This is a genomic window from Stenotrophomonas sp. YJH_SMC_82 (assembly GCF_059368875.1).
Window position 1 is genome coordinate 262,014 of the sequence record NZ_JCAFSE010000001.1, and the last position, 14,713, is coordinate 276,726.

The window sequence follows — 14,713 nt, forward strand, 5'->3', positions numbered from 1 at the left end:
AGCCACGCTCGACTGCTGTGGATCCGGCCTTTGTAGAGCCGAGCCCATGCTCGGCTTACGCGCGCAGCGCGCGGGTTTCCGTGCACCGAGCGAACAGCAGCCGAGCATGGGCTCGGCTCTACAGTTCGGCGGTACTGCTGCGGAACCCGCTGAACACCGATTCGGCGGCAAACCCCACGCCGCCCAGCAGCACGCCGAAGTACACCACCGTGGCCACCACGAAGCCGTAGCCGGCTGCCACCGCCGCACCATCGCGCTGGATGAAGCCAATCGCAAACGACATCAGCGCCAGCGCCGGCAGCGTGTTGCTGAAGGGAATCGGCCCGGCCGGCGCCATCAGCAGCAGGGTCGCGAACACCAGCATCAGGTTGTTCAGGCGCATCATCTTCTTCGAGCGCACCATCACCGCCAGCCGCATCGGCCGCGACAGCCGCTCCATGCGGTGCACCCATTTCAGCGCACGGCCCAGGTTGGCCTTCAGCTTTTCGGTGGCGATCCCGCGGCGCGCCAGCTTCTGCGGCACCCACAGCGGGCGGTTGCGCACCCGGCTCAGGCCGATCAGCAGGATCGAGGCGCCAAACACCGTGCTCAGCCCGGGAATCGACACCGGAATGATGAAGATGGCCGAGAGCAGGATCACGACCAGCAGCAGGCCCTCATCGCCCAGCGCGCTGAGCAGGGTGCCGACGCTCACCTGGTCGCCGGGCAGCTCGTCGATCATCTGCTCGATCTGCTGGGCCAGGGGCGCGCTGTCGTTGGTTTCGGGGGCACGGTAGGTCATGCGTCGCAAGGTTCTCCAGGGAAGGGCGGTCAGCGGGCCGTCCTGCGGTGGGGGACGCACAGGCTCCTGCAGTATCCCGGCCAACGTGGGCAAAGAGGTGAACCGGGCATGAGGGGGTAAACTGGCGTGCCCCGCACGAGTTGAACGCAATGGACATGGGCCGCAGGCAATCGACCATCGAACTGGTCGCCATCGACATGGATGGCACGCTGCTGGACCCGTCGCACCAGCTCACCCCCCGCGCCAGGAAGGCCATCGCGCAGGCGCGCGCACTGGGCGTGCACATCGTGCTGACCAGTGGCCGCCCGGTTCCCGGCCTGGCGCCGTACCTGCACGAGCTCGGCATCACCGGCAACGACGACTACTGCATCGCCTGCAATGGCGGCCTGGTGCAGCGCATCGGCACGCGCGAAACCGTGGTCGAGTATCCGCTCAGCTTCGACGACTTCCTGTTTTGCGAGCAGGTCGCCCGCGACCTGGGCGTGCACTTCCAGGCGCTGGACAGCCAGCGCATGTACACGCCCAACCAGGACATCAGCTACTACACCGTGGCCGACTCGCATCTTTCGCGGATGCCGCTGTCGTATCGCCGCGTGGAAGACATGGACCCGTCGATGTCCTTCATCAAGCTGATGATGATCGACGAACCCGAGGTGCTGGACGCTGCCATCGCGCGCCTGCCCAGCGCGCTGACCGAGCGCTTCGCGGTATTGAAGAGCGCACCGTTCTTCCTGGAAGTGTTCGACCACCGCGCGGGCAAGGGGCCAAGCCTTCAGAAGCTGGCCGAGCACCTGGGCATTGAGCGGGCCAACGTGATGGCCATCGGCGACCAGGAAAACGATCTGACCATGCTGCAGTATGCCGGCACCAGCGTGGCGATGGGCAATGCCATCGACGCGGTGAAGGCGGTGGCGCGGTTTGAGACCAGCAGCAATGCCGACGAAGGCGTGGCGCGCGCGATCGAGCGTTTCGTCCTGCAGTAACCGCGCGTCCCTATGCTCTGGTAGGTGCCAACCTTGGTTGGCACACACAATCGGCAAGCGCCGACCAAGGTCGGCCTCTACCAGGCCCCATTCGCCCCGGTAGGTGCCAACCTTGGTTGGCACACGCAGGCGGCCAGCGCCGACCAAGGTCGGCCTCTACCAGGCCCCATTCGCCCCGGTAGGTGCCAACCTTGGTTGGCACACGCAGGCGGCCAGCGCCGACCAGGGTTGGCCTCTACCAATCCCCATTCGCCCCGGTAGCTGCCAACCTTGGTTGGCACGCGCAGACGGCAAGCGCCGACCAAGGTCGGCCTCTACCAGGCCCCATTCGCCCCGGCAGGTGCCAACCTTGGTTGGCACACGCAGGCGGCCAGCGCCGACCTGGGTCTATACCCACGTATAGCCCACCCATCCCCACCGCCATCGGCGCTGTACCACCGCGCAATGGCGGATGCGGCAGCGCGATGCAAGAATTCCGCACGTCGAAATCACGCCATCGAATCCTGCGGCAGATGATCGTCTTCCTCTGCTGACCGGCGCGCACCGCGCCGTCGCTCTCTCAACGCAATCGCACCGCCAGCCAGGGCGCCGACACCGGCGCTGCAACGCGCTGGGCGTGCGCCTGCGCGGCTCTCTCCCTGCACCCTGGATCTACTGCCATGAACACCCCACCCACGACGCGCCTCGCCCTGGCCATCATCGCGGCCATCACCGCACCTGCGTACGCTGCAGAAACGCAGGACGCCGCGCTCGACACGCCCACCACGCTCAACGCCCTGCAGGTCATCGCCACGCCGCGCGGCGCGGCCGTGGCACCGACCCAGGTGGTCGGTCCCAACCGCTACATCATCAAGGCCGAGGACCTCGACGCGATGGTCACCGGCAACAATGGCCTGGCCATGCTGAAGCAGGTGCCGGGCGCGAGCTATACCGCCACCGATGGGCTGGGCCTGGATATCTCCGCCACCAGCCTGTTCGTGCGCGGCTTCCGCATGAACGAAATGGGCATCACCTTCGAAGGCGTGCCGCTGAATGACAACGGCTTCCTCTCGCTTACCGGCACCAGCGTGGTGAACGTGGGCGTGCCCGATGGCATCGGCGCGATCACGGTCAGCCCCGGTGGCGCACCGGTCAGCGTGTTCTCCAGCAGCGTCAACGGCGGCAGCTTGGAATACCGCCTGCGCGACCTGCAGGACACGCCCAGCCTGCGCGTGAAGCAGGGCGTGGGCAGCAACAGCACGCTGGTCACCACCGTATCCGGGCAGAGCGGCCAGCTCGGCGAGCATGGCCCGAAAGTGCTGGTCGACCTGCAGCGCGTGTCCGCCGACAAGTACCAGGGCGAGGGCACGCAGAACTTCCTGCGCGGCGACCTGAAGCTGCAGCAGGACGTCGCCTGGGGCGATGTCACCGTGTTCCTGTCCGACAGCAAGGCCAAGGTCTGGGGTTACAACAACATTTCCTTCGACATGATCCGCAAGCTGGGCTGGAAGGCCGACATCTTCTACCCGGACTACGCCTGGGCGTATTACGTGGCCTCGCCGGAGAACGCAGACAAATCCTGCGGCGCCTATACCTGTGGTGAACTGTCCGGGCTTATTCCCTACGACACCGGCCAGAGCACGCGTGACCGCGTGTCCTCGATCAACCACCGCTTCCAGATCAGTCCGGCGCTGAGCGGCAACGTGCAGCTGTACAACGCCAACAGCCACACCCAGGCCACGCTGACCGACCCGAACGTGCCGTCGCCCAACGGCGCGCCGTTCTCCGAACAGGTGCAGACCCCGCGCCTCAACCGGCTGGGCGGCATGCTCAACCTGCAGTTCGAGACCGGCGCGCACACCGTCACCGCCGGCTTCTGGCAGGAGAAGAGCAAGGCCGCCGCCAAGACCGAGTGGTACCAGCAGCCGCTGCTGGGCGAGGGCCCGCCGCTGAAGACCACCGGTCCGTTCGATGTGTACGGCCCCGCGTTCAAGACCGACAACGCATCGAGCTGGGTGACCCGCTCGCGCCAGTTCTACCTGCAGGACGACATCGTGCTGAACGACACGCTGAAGCTGGGTGTCGGCTTCAAGGCCGTGGACTTCCGCACCCGCGGCGGCGGCCTCGGTGACGCCAAGGACCGGCCGGTGAACGGCACGCTGCGCGCGAAGAGCAACTTCCTGCCGCACGTCTCGCTGTTCTGGAGCCCGACCGAATCCACCGATGCCTTCATCGACCTGGCCAATACCATGAACGGCTATCGCGTGGCCCAGCGCGGCAACATCGGCTACACCGCCTCGGCGTGGACCATCACCGACCAGGAGGAGTTCGACCGCGTGGCCGGCACGCTGCGCCCGGAGAAGAACTGGAACCTCACCGTGGGCGCATCGCATCGCTTCGACCGGCTGACGATCACCGGCGACGTGTTCTACAACGACATCCGCAACCGACTGCTGTCGGCCGCCATCGGCACCCAGTTCGCACAGATCAACACCGTGCGGCTGATGCCGAAGATGCACGTGATCGGCGCTGACCTTGGCATCACCGCCGACCTGAGCGACCACCTGCAGTTCTACCAGGGCGTGGCCGTGGCCCGTTCGTACTACGACAGCGATTTCGTGGTGGGTGACACGGTGTACCCGATCAAGGGCAACGCGCAGCCGGGCTACCCGCAGATCTCACTGGTCAGCGACCTGTCAGCGCATTTCGGTGACTGGCGTTTTGGCGCCACCAGCACCTCCTACCTGCGCCAGCCCTTCACCTACGAGAACGACATCCGCGTGCCGACGTTCTGGCAGGTCAACACCTATGCCGCCTACCGCTTCGGTGCCGACAGCGCGGTGCCCGGCCTGGAGCTGCGGCTGGACGTGAGCAACCTGTTCAACCGCCACAACATCGGCACCGCCACCATTGCCGGCTCGTCGTTCTCGGGGGATTACCAGACCCTGCAGCGCAGCGCGCCACGGCAGCTGATGTTCAGTACCTCGATGGCGTTCTGAGGCGATGAGGGTGGGGTCAGAGCCCTTTGCTGCGCAAAGGGATCCGACCCCGCAGCCACCCCGTGATCGGGGTCAGATCCCTTTGCGCAGCAAAGGGCTCTGACCCCAGACCCCGCTTTGCGCGGCCGGCAGCGATTTTCCGGCAGCGACGCAAGGTTCCCACAATGTTGCTGGGTCATCCTGTTGGCATGGCACAGCACAACCCGCGAACCCCGTTGTTCGGCATCCGGGGCCCAGGACGGCCCCGGCAGGCTCTGTCCGTGGCGCCGGCGATCGATCTGCAGGGCGAGTACCAGTTCTGGCAGGTCTACGAACGCGTGGTCCGCCCGCTGCCGGGCGGCGGGCTGCGCCGGGCCTGGCTGGTGTGCCAGAAGGTGTACCGGGACCGCCTGCGGTTCCCGCATGACACCCGTGAAGCCGCGCTGGCGCGTGTGCTTTTCGGCAGCAACAGCACGCCCGAGCGCGCAGCCGAACTGCAGGACCTCTTCGGCCTTGTCAGCCGCCGCATGGCGTCCGTTGCCGTCCGGCGACAGGCGCCCATCCTGGGAAAGTGAATCACTGGCCAGGAATCGACACGCGTTGATGGCTTTCTCTTGGTCCGCCTGCTTTTGGCCTATTCTGGGGCGGGCTGGTAAGGACGGGAAACGATGGAAATCAGACGATCTGCACGCCTTGTGATCGTTGCTGAGGATGCGGTGTTGCTGTTCCGGTATCACGATGAACACCACGCTCCGTTCTGGGCTACACCGGGCGGGGAGCTTCTGCCCGGGGAGGGATATGCGGACGCCGCACGGCGTGAGCTCAGGGAGGAGACCGGATTGGATCTGCCGATAGGCGTGCGGCTGGAAAAGCGCGATGCCATCTACGCGGTCGCCCGATCAACGCCCGCGCGATGGCTGGAAGAATATTTTCTGGTCCGCAGCCCCAACCAGCCCGACATCCAGCGTGACGGGTGGACGGAGGAGGAAAATGCCACGATCAGGGCGTGGAAATGGTGGCGCGTAGAAGAGATGAGAGAACAGCCTGCTTCCCTGTTCAAGCCGGAATGGCTGCCGGATCTTTTTGAACGTGTGCCCGCATGACGCGGCCTGATTCTGCCCGCTGCGATTACGTGCTCGCCTTCCCCCGGTCCAGCTGCCGGTAGCCAATGGCCTCGGCCAGATGCGCCGTCTGGATCGTTTCGCAACCCGCCAGATCGGCAATCGTGCGCGCCACCCGCAGAATCCGGTGCATCGCCCGTGCGGACAGCTGCAGGCGCTCGATGGCCTGTTCAAGCATGTCCTGATCGCTTTCGCTCAGCTTCGTGCACGCCCGCAGCGCCGCCGGCGGCAGATGTGCATTGAGCGCGCCACGCGCCTGCTGCCGGGTATGGGCGGCTTCCACCCGTGCACGTACCGCAGCACTGGGCTCACCCAGTGGCGTGCTCTCCCGCAACTCCACTGCGTCCATACGCGCCACACTGACATGCAGGTCGATACGGTCCAGCAACGGACCGGACACGCGCGCACGGTAGCGGGTGATCCGCTCATCACTGCACAGGCAGCGGTTGCTGCGGTCGCCAGCCCAGCCACATGGGCAGGGATTCATCGCGGCTACGAGCTGAAACCGCGCGGGATACTGCACGCTGCGTGCCGCGCGGGCGATGCGGATGTGGCCGGATTCCAGCGGCTCGCGCAGGGTTTCCAACGCACTTCGATTCCACTCGGGAAGCTCATCGAGGAAAAGGACACCGTGATGGGCCAGCGAGATCTCGCCAGGGCAGGGCGGATTGCCGCCACCCACAAGCGCCGCCGCGCTCGCACTGTGGTGCGGTGCCCGGAAGGGCCGCTGCCGCCATCGTCTTGGGTCCAGCCCCTCACCGCTCACTGAGGCAATCGCGGCCAGCTGCAACGCCTCGGCTTCCTCGGTGTCCGGCAACAGGCTGGGCAGGCGCGAAGCCAAGAGCGTCTTGCCGCAGCCAGGGCTGCCGATCAGCAGAAGGTGATGACCCCCCGCTGCGGCAACCTCCAACGCGCGCCGTGCATGCGCCTGCCCCCGCACGTCGGCCAGATCCGGAAGCGGCAACGGCGTCGTGTCTACGCGCTCTACTGGCGGCAGCAGGCGTGGGTTCCCCAACCCAGCGCAGCACTCCAGCAACGTACGCGCTACCCGCACATCAGCATGCTCGGCCAACGCAGCCTCAGCGGCATTCCCCGGAGGCACCACCAGAATGCGCCCGGCGTCTGCCGCCGCAATCGCCGCCGGCAGCGCTCCGGCCACCGGCCGCAGCTCGCCAGTCAGCCCCAGCTCGCCCAGGAACTCATACTGCAGCAGCGACTGCGGATCGACCTGGCCACTGGCTGCCAGAATGCCCAGCGCGATGGCCAGGTCGTAACGCCCGCCTTCCTTAGGCAAGTCGGCGGGCGCGAGGTTCAAGGTGATGCGCCGCTGCGGAAAGTCGAAGCGTGCACAGAGCAGGGCGGCACGCACGCGCTCGCGCGATTCGCGCACGCTGGTCTCGGCCAGGCCGACAATCTGGGTGGCAGGCAGGCCGCCAGAGAGGTGCACTTCCACCCGCACCAGTGGGGCATCGACCCCGGCGCGGGCACGGCTGTGGACCAGCGCCAGGCTCATGTGTGGATTCCTGCAGTCGGGCGCTTGATGATGCGGCAGGTGAGCTGCGGCCAACCATCGGGAATTGCTGGTGAAGCGGCTAGGGGGATTCCGGCAGACGGTTGGGGCATGCCTTCCTCCTCTGCGGAAACAAGATTCGGCCATCAAGTGAACGATGGACGCCAATTCGCCGTGCTACTCAAATTGGAATGCTACTCAAATTGACGTTCTACTCAAATTGAATGGTGTCGGTTACACATGACCACGCATTTCCAAGCGCTACGCCAATTCCACTTGGGCATCCCAGGTGGTGCAACCATGGATGCTTCTGGAAAAACAGCGTGGCAACAGCCACCGCTTGATTCACGTCAACTCGCACTGGTTTTCAATGTGACTTCCCCAGCCATCGGGGGCTGTGATATGAAGACGGAATCTTGCTGGAAGGCTCTTTCAAGGGGATGGGGAGAATGGAAACGTTTGAGGAGGCTGATCGTCGTGTTTCCCTCGTCCTTTTGGGGGTGGCGAAGCGCATTCCCGAACGGGGCTCCGTGGGGGCCTGGCTCTGTTGCACACTAATGATGAGCCTGGCGCTGACGCCATCGGCAAGTGCCGAGACGGTCACCTACATTCATACCGATGCGCTTGGTTCGGTGGTTGCCGAGACCGACGCCAATGGCAACGTGGTCAAGCGCTATGACTACGAACCCTATGGGGCCGTTGTTGGCGGGCAGGTTGCGGATGGACCTGGATATACGGGACACGTGAGCGACGCTGCCACTGGGCTGAGCTACATGCAGCAGCGCTACTATGATCCCCAGTTGGGACTCTTCCTCTCGGTGGATCCGATCTCTACGCATTCAAGTACGAAACACTTCAATCGATACAGCTACGCTTATGGCAATCCGTACTCCTTCACCGATCCGGACGGAAGGGTTCCAGTAATGCCATTCATCTACGGTGCCGTCCTGGGCGGCCTCGCAGACATCGCGGTCCAAAAAGCCATGAATCCGGATAAGCCTATCGACAAAGTGGAGGCTGGCATTGCTGCTGCGGTTGGCTCAGTCTCCGGAGGCGCTGGTGGAGTGGCCGTTGCGGCAGTGGGTTCCGGCACGATTTCGGTAGGGCGTGCGGTTGCCATACAGACCGTGGTCAATGCGGTGGCGGGTGGTGCTGGCTCCGCCGCAGAGAGCGCAATCAAAGGGCAACCCATCACGGCGGAGGGCGTCGCTTCGAATGCGATTGGCAGTGCAGCGGGTGGATTGGCAGCCTCCGGGGTTGGCGTTGCCATGGGTGATTTCGCAGGCCCAGCTGCACGCGGATCACTCCAACGGCTGAGTCAATCCCGCGGCCCAGGTGGGCCGAACATGGCAAGTGCCACTGCGTCAACCGGAACTGCCATTCCCAGGCAATCGGCACTCCAGGGCGCGGCGTCCCAAGCGGGGCAGGGCCTGGCGGGAGCAGGGGCGACTGTCGTACAGAAGGACCTGGAGAAGAAAAAATGAGTCCCTTGTTGAAAGGCCTCATAGGCACTCAGCTTCTCGCTGCGGTCTTTGGCGCTTCTTACTTCGCAGTTCTCACGTACCGCAATTACCCGGACGCTATGCATACGGGATTGCGTATTTGGGGCTACTTCGCGGTGATCTTCCTATTCCTTCATCTGTTTCTTGCGTTGAAGCAGTGGTGGGAAAATTCGCGTCGAAGGCGATAGGCGTGCCCCCTTCCGTGATCTCGTTTGCACCAGAGAACAAGTCGCCCAATGGGCGACTTGTGCTTTCTGCGGGGAGGTGCACCGGGCTGCAAGTGAAAGCATGCCCATCTCTACATCAGCTGCTGGAAAAAATGCGTTCACTGCAGGTCCATCGCGGCTTGCGTGTACTGATGGCCCTCTCGCTCGCCATGGGCCTGCCGGGGTGCCGGGATGAGGTGGAGAGTTCAACGTATCCCATTGGCCAGACGGGAGAGACGTGCACCGCCTACAAGGGCTTCGAGCGCCAGCCGCCTGAAGTAGTTGTGGCCGAGCTTGCCAAGCGAGGGTTGGATAGCAGCCGTTTGGTGCATAGGACAGTCTGCGGCCCGATCACAAGTTGGGACATTCTCCCCGCAGGGGCGTCGATCGATCGGATACCTCCGCCAGACGCATATGTAAGCGTCCACCTGCTGGAAGACGGCTCGGTTTCCGTCAGTACAGACCGCCCCTGACGTTGGTGCCGCCCTTGATGATCGAGCGGCGGGGGAACAGACAAAAGTACGGATGGGCTCGCAGGCGGGGCGAGTGGCACCCAGGTGGGCTGGAAGGGTGACAACGATACGACCCTGCGTGCTGAGAGCGGCACCAGGACAGCGGCGGAGTAGACATTGAGTTTTCCACATGTCAGGAGTACCCGGGAAATGTACAGATTCAAGGCCGAAGTCGTTTCCATAGAGGAAGATGACTACTGCATCGTAGTTGGCTTGGCCGACAGCTCGACGAATCCGTCTCGTTACGTGGTATTGCAGAACGCGAAGGCGTATGACGACCAGGACGAAGAGTTGGGCATGGCGCACGCCCATATCGAGGTCGGTGGAGGTCTTGAGCCTTGCTATGGCGGTCTGGTGCATATCTCTCTGCGGCGCATGGAGCTTGAGCTGTCTCTCTCCGAAAGTGCACAGAGGAAGCTTGGGATCACTGGTGGGATTGCAGTGACACTGAAAACGTTGGAAAACGGCAGCAAGCTGGAGGCCGCGTTGCGGAAAATCTGTGTTGCGGAGGGTATTCCGCTCGATCTGAACTCGTCTGGACGGGATTGAGTTCATGCTGTGCCGCACTGCCTGCGAGAGGCGGGCTGAGCGGGGACAAGAGGCAGCAGGTCCGGACAGGCGAATGTGTTCCGGCTCATTTTCGAAGCCGGGGGAGTGGCATGAAAGCTGACGAATTTGTATCCGCTATCCAGCGCTATGTGCTTGAATCATCCGTGGGTAGTACGATCTCGAACCTGGCGTATCCACCGGGCCGTCGGGTGGCCCCAGACCTGTTGGCACGGTCCGAATGGTTCAACAGCTTGTCCGCTGTAGAAGCCGACATGTTGCGAGCCGTTGCCGGTGAAGCTGCCCGTTCGGCGGTCTTCGGGTTTCTGGCGGTGCTTGATGGCACCCGTGTCATCGATTCAGAGAAAGGCACCTTCGAGCTTCACCATGTGGGTCGCGAGAAGCGCCTGGTGAATCCGTCTGGCATCGATCTACACGACCTGCTCGAATAGGTGCGGGATGCGCGCGCAGCACTGACATGGAGCGTGGGACTGATGAAACTGAACTTCGTGGCGGACTGCGACTGGGAGTCGCATGTTGGCAGGATAAAAAGTCATTACGTAGAGCGCTCCGCCACATTCGAGTCCAGGAGCTACGGGAACGAAGTGGCTTCTGTGGCATTGCTTTTCGTGTGTCGAGATCCCGAGCTGGATTTCAAGCGAAGAGTGCAGTTTCGACGAAAGAAGGCGGAGTTCTATACCGATGTGATGCTTGACCTGCCGACCATCGTTCCGCTCTCGATGAAGGAGAAAATGCGGTATGTCTCCCGCGAATTGCTTGAGCAGTTGGCGGAGCAACTGGGCAGGGTGAAGTTCAAGGACTTCGACCATGCAAGGTTTCTGATGGATCTGAAGGTATGGCTGGAGGACATCGATAGCCGTTACAACGGCCAATCGTCGGGTGCATGGCACTATGCCTCGGGCGAGGCGTCCTAGTCGCTCCGGAAGTCGCCGATGCTCACTTGCTGGTCAATTTTCTCAACGGAATGAGGGATCCATTGCAGCGCTATCTTTGTGATCTGGATGTAACAGGCAATCTTTCGGCGGGCCGCGATGTCGAGCAGCTGCTCCCCGATCGATATGAGTTGGATCAGCGTGTGATTCGCTTTGTCTCCATTGAGCAGGCCAATCTGAACGCCTGGAGGGTTCGTCTTTGCGAAGTATTTGACAATGGAGCGCCTGGCTTCATCGATGTGTACGAGTTCGAGGCGGTGGATCCTGACCATCCCTTTGGTACCGAGTGGACGTTTGATTCGGTTGACGGCGCCTTGAGGTTCGCGCGGGACGTGCTGAGGACCAGTCAGGGGCGCTATGTGAACCAAGGACTGATTCAAGACGAGTACAAGGACCGCTATCATCCGGAATGGTGATACGCCTCTGGAACGAGTGGGCTATCCGCACATGAGTCAAGAATGCTCTGTGATCATTCTTTCAGATGGATGGACGAAGTTGTCATGAAGACACGCAGACTCATCTGGATTGCGCTGGGTATGTTGCCTGCAGCAGCAGGCTTCCCCGCAGGGAATCCACGCGTGGACTTTGTATCGAAAGCCTTCCGCGATGGAAGTTTCATCCCGCATGTCTACAGCGAGAGGGATTTCCTGCGCCGCTATGGTGATGGCGAGCTGGTCGTGGATGCCACAGGACTGATGCGGCGTAGATACCTGGATCCCACTACCCGATTGGAGGTGCTGATCACCTCCAACCCTGATGTGGCTCCGCAGTTCCGAACCATTGATGAGATCCGCGTTTCATCGATCAGCGCGGCGCAACCCACTGCAGGTAGAACCGAGAGCCTGCGCGGCGTGAAGCTGAAAGGCGTTGCGATGGGTGATCCGGCGTCCGAGGCCATCGGCACAGCACGCAGATATGGCCAGCGGAAGACAGAGCAGGCAACGCTGGGGGGCTTCGATGTCGAGCGCACCTGTGGGTTCTCGGAAGGTGGATCGAGCATTTGCTTCTACGTTCGGGATGGGAAAGTGGTTGCGATGGCGCTGGGGTTTGGCCCCTGACCAGTTGCTGTGCCGCATGCGGTGCAGGCACAGCGCAACCGTGAGCGTCAGCCTACGAGGGCACTTCAGCGCTGAGGTAGTTGGTGGAAGCGGCCTGGCGGTTGGCTGGCGCCCCAAGCAGACACCGCTGCTCATCCAGCACCAACCCATTGAAGCGCCCAAACCGTGCCTCAACCCACGAAGGCCCCGCGCTTTCCACCAGCAATCGCCCCTGGCTCTGGTGCAGATCCAGCCAACGCTCGAAGCTGATGCGCAGCCGTTCGATATCCGGCGCCCGCCACCGTGCATCGGCGGGCATGCGGATCAGCACGCGCGAGGGCGCGTTCTCCACCTCCATAACCAGCACGCCCTTGCAGCGGATCTCGAAGGACATTACCCCGGCATAGCGCGCGTGCAGTTCAAAACCCTCGTGGGCCTTCGCGGTCACGAAGCCGAGTGCATCACTGTGCAGCAGGCGGTAATCGGCCGGCCGTAGCTTCTGGTAGGCCCAGACCTGATCGCCCGCTGGCTCGGGCCACTCCACCCACATCGCGCCGATCACCGCGATGCACACCACCGCAGCGGCAAGGCCGTGCATCTTCATTCGTCACCCCGCACACAGGCAGAAAGGTCCGCGCCATAAGCGCGCTCAGTCCTTGGGTCGCATCCGCTCGTGGATGAAGGCAGTCAGCGCGAGATCGGCCATCACCAGCCCCTCCATCACCCGGTCGCCCACGTGCTGCTCCGGCTCGCCGTTCTGGCGCGTGCGCTCGGCCGCCAGCAGGATCTCCTGCACGATGCGTTGGCCGGTGAGTGCGCAGTCGGCGTCGGACAACTGCATCTGCCGGCTGCGTAGATGGTGCCGCTCGGGCCAGGGCTGGCCGTCGGCCGCAGCGCCCGCGCCGATGGCGCGCAGGATGGCGATGAGGCTGTTGGGGTCCGGGGCCGGAGCGGCCGAGGGCGCTTGCTGGATCGGGCGCGGGGGAGGGGAGTGCGGCGTGGTCATGGCGGGCTCCGTGCATGCAGGCGGACGCCGCCACCGATAAAGGTGGCGGGCAGAGCGTGGCTCGAAAACCGGATGTTGGGAACCGGCGGGTACAAGACCCCCACGCCCCGCCCGCCATAGCCGGCAGACGGATTGCCAGCCGGCACCACGCGCGGTGGTGCCGGCTGGCAAGCGCAAACTACTTCCCAACAAAACGGGCTTTCGAGTCCCGACCACCGATGCACGGTGGCGCAGTAACGATTACCTGCTGTTGTTCGGAATGCCAACGGGTGGGGGGCAATGCCGCCAAAACCCGAGACGCTTTTGGCATTGTCGCATAGCACCGGAAGCGGCGAGAGCCTTGGCGTGCTTGGCGCAGCGGGACTTCTGGAACGGAGTCGTCAGAACCTTCCGTCAGAGATGTAGGGCGCGGCAAATGCGACAGCATTGGTCTGACGGTCGCTGATGGATGCCGCGTATTTCGCCTCCATGCGTGAGTGACTTTCTGCCTATTGACCCCGTGGGGCGTCACGCAGAATCTGACTACTGCTGTAGTCACCAGGAACTGTCCTGCCCGCAGCAGGAAGGTTCTGCGGCGTTTGAACGGACTCCACCCACTGGCGCAGGCCGCTACAAGGATCACTGTACGTGTTACGCCGCAATCGACTTCTTCTGTCTGCGGGTCTGCTCCCGCTTCCGTGGTTCCTGTTCTGGACCAGCGTTGCTGCCCTGTTCGCGCCGGGCTACAACCCGCTTGCGCAGCACGCCAGCGAGCTGCTGCAGGCGCCCACGCTTGCAAGCATCTGCGGCAGGATCGCCGCCCTCGGCTCCGGCGTGGGCTTCGTGGCGTTTGCCATCGGGATATGGCGGGAGTCCGGCCGGCGGATTGCCGTAGGCGCAATCTGCTGGGCGATCTTTGGCATCTCCATGCTGAGCAACGGGCTCTGGCCCATGGGCCATCCGATGCACGGCTTCTACACCATCGGTATCGCCAACATCATTGCACCGGCGATGTCACACATCGAGTTGAGCGCGTGGTCTGCCAACCGAAGGGCGTACGCCGTGACCGCTGTGGTGAGCATCGGGGGCATCGTCTATCTCTGGTTGAACGTGGTGGGGGCGGATCCGGAGGGGTTCAGGGGGCTGACCCAGCGCGTGTTCTCTTCGATCAACTCGCTGTGGCCGTTCCTGCTTGCGCTGTACCTGCTGCGCAGGGATTCAAGCGCGCTGAAGGCGCAGGCTGCGCATTGATGGGGGCGCGCGACAGGAACATAGAGGGCCGAACAAGGACTTCTCGATTCTCCGGCCCCAGCTCAAGGTGATCTTCTCGGGATTCATGCCAGTGTGCTCGCTGTTCAAGCCGTGGGTGCTCTTCAACCATCTGTTCCTTGATGCTGGCACCACGGGTGGCAAGAGGGGAAAGGTCGTGCGCGCCTTCTGCTATAAGTAGCGCAACCGCGCCCAGAGAAGGCTCTTGCGATTGATGCCCGCTCTTGGCTGAATGCAAACGTGCCGGCGCCAGACAACGCGACCCGGAATGCTAGAGGCCGCTCTCGATCCGAAGCGGACGTTCGTCCCCTTCAGCCCTACGCGACACCTGCCAGTCCAGTGATTCGTCTA

The 14,713-nt window shown here is 63.3% G+C and carries 15 protein-coding genes; 11 read left to right on the forward strand and 4 right to left on the reverse strand.

Annotated elements, in window-relative coordinates; translation table 11 throughout:
• Positions 1-118: 118 nt before the first annotated feature.
• The gene (locus AC5P53_RS01125) at positions 119-781 is read right to left on the reverse strand and encodes an exopolysaccharide biosynthesis protein (protein WP_241887302.1); all 663 of its coding nucleotides are present in this window, start codon (positions 779-781) and stop codon (positions 119-121) included.
• Between the two features lie 149 nt (positions 782-930).
• Between AC5P53_RS01125 and yidA the strand changes: the two genes are divergently transcribed.
• From yidA to AC5P53_RS01145, 4 genes are all read left to right on the forward strand, one after another.
• Positions 931-1,764 (forward strand): sugar-phosphatase, encoded by an 834-nt coding sequence (yidA, locus tag AC5P53_RS01130; RefSeq protein ID WP_046432965.1) that lies wholly within the window; start codon positions 931-933, stop codon positions 1,762-1,764.
• Positions 1,765-2,423: 659 nt separating this feature from the next.
• Positions 2,424-4,742, forward strand: a complete 2,319-nt coding sequence (locus AC5P53_RS01135; protein WP_495227057.1) for a TonB-dependent receptor — start codon at positions 2,424-2,426, stop codon at positions 4,740-4,742.
• 164 nt (positions 4,743-4,906) lie between these two features.
• On the forward strand, positions 4,907-5,296 hold the full coding sequence (locus AC5P53_RS01140) for a hypothetical protein (RefSeq protein WP_041863926.1): 390 nt from the start codon (positions 4,907-4,909) through the stop codon (positions 5,294-5,296).
• 93 nt (positions 5,297-5,389) lie between these two features.
• Positions 5,390-5,824 carry an NUDIX hydrolase gene (locus AC5P53_RS01145; protein WP_049408006.1) on the forward strand — a complete coding sequence of 145 codons (435 nt, stop codon included), beginning with the start codon at positions 5,390-5,392 and terminating at the stop codon, positions 5,822-5,824.
• Positions 5,825-5,849: 25 nt separating this feature from the next.
• On the opposite strand, the gene AC5P53_RS01150 is transcribed toward AC5P53_RS01145, so the two are convergent.
• A complete protein-coding gene (locus tag AC5P53_RS01150) occupies positions 5,850-7,355 on the reverse strand; it encodes a YifB family Mg chelatase-like AAA ATPase (RefSeq protein WP_495227058.1) in 1,506 nt (501 codons plus the stop codon).
• 557 nt (positions 7,356-7,912) lie between these two features.
• Between AC5P53_RS01150 and AC5P53_RS01155 the strand changes: the two genes are divergently transcribed.
• The 6 genes from AC5P53_RS01155 to AC5P53_RS01180 all read left to right on the forward strand — a co-directional run bounded on the left by AC5P53_RS01155 (position 7,913) and on the right by AC5P53_RS01180 (position 12,129).
• Positions 7,913-8,836 (forward strand): RHS repeat-associated core domain-containing protein, encoded by a 924-nt coding sequence (locus AC5P53_RS01155; protein WP_227863693.1) that lies wholly within the window; start codon positions 7,913-7,915, stop codon positions 8,834-8,836.
• A gap of 886 nt (positions 8,837-9,722) precedes the next feature.
• Positions 9,723-10,121: an Imm10 family immunity protein gene (locus tag AC5P53_RS01160; RefSeq protein WP_101766221.1), complete on the forward strand. Its 399-nt coding sequence runs from the start codon at positions 9,723-9,725 to the stop codon at positions 10,119-10,121.
• Positions 10,122-10,231: 110 nt separating this feature from the next.
• Entirely contained in the window at positions 10,232-10,570 is a 339-nt protein-coding gene (locus AC5P53_RS01165; protein ID WP_134709220.1) for a hypothetical protein, read from the forward strand.
• A gap of 42 nt (positions 10,571-10,612) precedes the next feature.
• Entirely contained in the window at positions 10,613-11,053 is a 441-nt protein-coding gene (locus AC5P53_RS01170; protein WP_049441965.1) for an Imm44 family immunity protein, read from the forward strand.
• A 26-nt stretch (positions 11,054-11,079) separates the two neighbouring features.
• Positions 11,080-11,487: a hypothetical protein gene (locus AC5P53_RS01175; RefSeq protein WP_141750818.1), complete on the forward strand. Its 408-nt coding sequence runs from the start codon at positions 11,080-11,082 to the stop codon at positions 11,485-11,487.
• Between the two features lie 84 nt (positions 11,488-11,571).
• Positions 11,572-12,129, forward strand: a complete 558-nt coding sequence (locus AC5P53_RS01180) for a hypothetical protein (RefSeq protein ID WP_241887318.1) — start codon at positions 11,572-11,574, stop codon at positions 12,127-12,129.
• Positions 12,130-12,181: 52 nt separating this feature from the next.
• Here AC5P53_RS01180 and AC5P53_RS01185 read toward each other — a convergent pair whose 3' ends face one another.
• Together AC5P53_RS01185 and AC5P53_RS01190 are read right to left on the reverse strand one after the other, a co-directional pair.
• On the reverse strand, positions 12,182-12,712 hold the full coding sequence (locus AC5P53_RS01185) for a cold-shock protein (protein WP_100474324.1): 531 nt from the start codon (positions 12,710-12,712) through the stop codon (positions 12,182-12,184).
• A gap of 45 nt (positions 12,713-12,757) precedes the next feature.
• Positions 12,758-13,114, reverse strand: coding sequence for a hypothetical protein (locus AC5P53_RS01190; RefSeq protein ID WP_241887319.1), 357 nt, complete (start codon positions 13,112-13,114; stop codon positions 12,758-12,760).
• Between the two features lie 627 nt (positions 13,115-13,741).
• On the opposite strand from AC5P53_RS01190, the gene AC5P53_RS01195 reads away from it, so the two are divergent.
• Complete coding sequence (locus AC5P53_RS01195) at positions 13,742-14,344, forward strand: DUF998 domain-containing protein (RefSeq protein WP_241887320.1); 603 nt, start codon at positions 13,742-13,744, stop codon at positions 14,342-14,344.
• Positions 14,345-14,713 lie beyond the last annotated feature (369 nt).

What these genes read in the sequence shown, in the direction of transcription:
- AC5P53_RS01125 (WP_241887302.1), bottom strand. Translation starts at nt 781, where the DNA reads ATGACCTACCGTGCCCCCGAAACCAACGACAGCGCGCCCCTGGCCCAG.
- yidA (WP_046432965.1), top strand. Translation starts at nt 931, where the DNA reads ATGGACATGGGCCGCAGGCAATCGACCATCGAACTGGTCGCCATCGAC.
- AC5P53_RS01135 (WP_495227057.1), top strand. Translation starts at nt 2,424, where the DNA reads ATGAACACCCCACCCACGACGCGCCTCGCCCTGGCCATCATCGCGGCC.
- AC5P53_RS01140 (WP_041863926.1), top strand. Translation starts at nt 4,907, where the DNA reads ATGTTGCTGGGTCATCCTGTTGGCATGGCACAGCACAACCCGCGAACC.
- AC5P53_RS01145 (WP_049408006.1), top strand. Translation starts at nt 5,390, where the DNA reads ATGGAAATCAGACGATCTGCACGCCTTGTGATCGTTGCTGAGGATGCG.
- AC5P53_RS01150 (WP_495227058.1), bottom strand. Translation starts at nt 7,355, where the DNA reads ATGAGCCTGGCGCTGGTCCACAGCCGTGCCCGCGCCGGGGTCGATGCC.
- AC5P53_RS01155 (WP_227863693.1), top strand. Translation starts at nt 7,913, where the DNA reads ATGAGCCTGGCGCTGACGCCATCGGCAAGTGCCGAGACGGTCACCTAC.
- AC5P53_RS01160 (WP_101766221.1), top strand. Translation starts at nt 9,723, where the DNA reads ATGTACAGATTCAAGGCCGAAGTCGTTTCCATAGAGGAAGATGACTAC.
- AC5P53_RS01165 (WP_134709220.1), top strand. Translation starts at nt 10,232, where the DNA reads ATGAAAGCTGACGAATTTGTATCCGCTATCCAGCGCTATGTGCTTGAA.
- AC5P53_RS01170 (WP_049441965.1), top strand. Translation starts at nt 10,613, where the DNA reads ATGAAACTGAACTTCGTGGCGGACTGCGACTGGGAGTCGCATGTTGGC.
- AC5P53_RS01180 (WP_241887318.1), top strand. Translation starts at nt 11,572, where the DNA reads ATGAAGACACGCAGACTCATCTGGATTGCGCTGGGTATGTTGCCTGCA.
- AC5P53_RS01185 (WP_100474324.1), bottom strand. Translation starts at nt 12,712, where the DNA reads ATGAAGATGCACGGCCTTGCCGCTGCGGTGGTGTGCATCGCGGTGATC.
- AC5P53_RS01190 (WP_241887319.1), bottom strand. Translation starts at nt 13,114, where the DNA reads ATGACCACGCCGCACTCCCCTCCCCCGCGCCCGATCCAGCAAGCGCCC.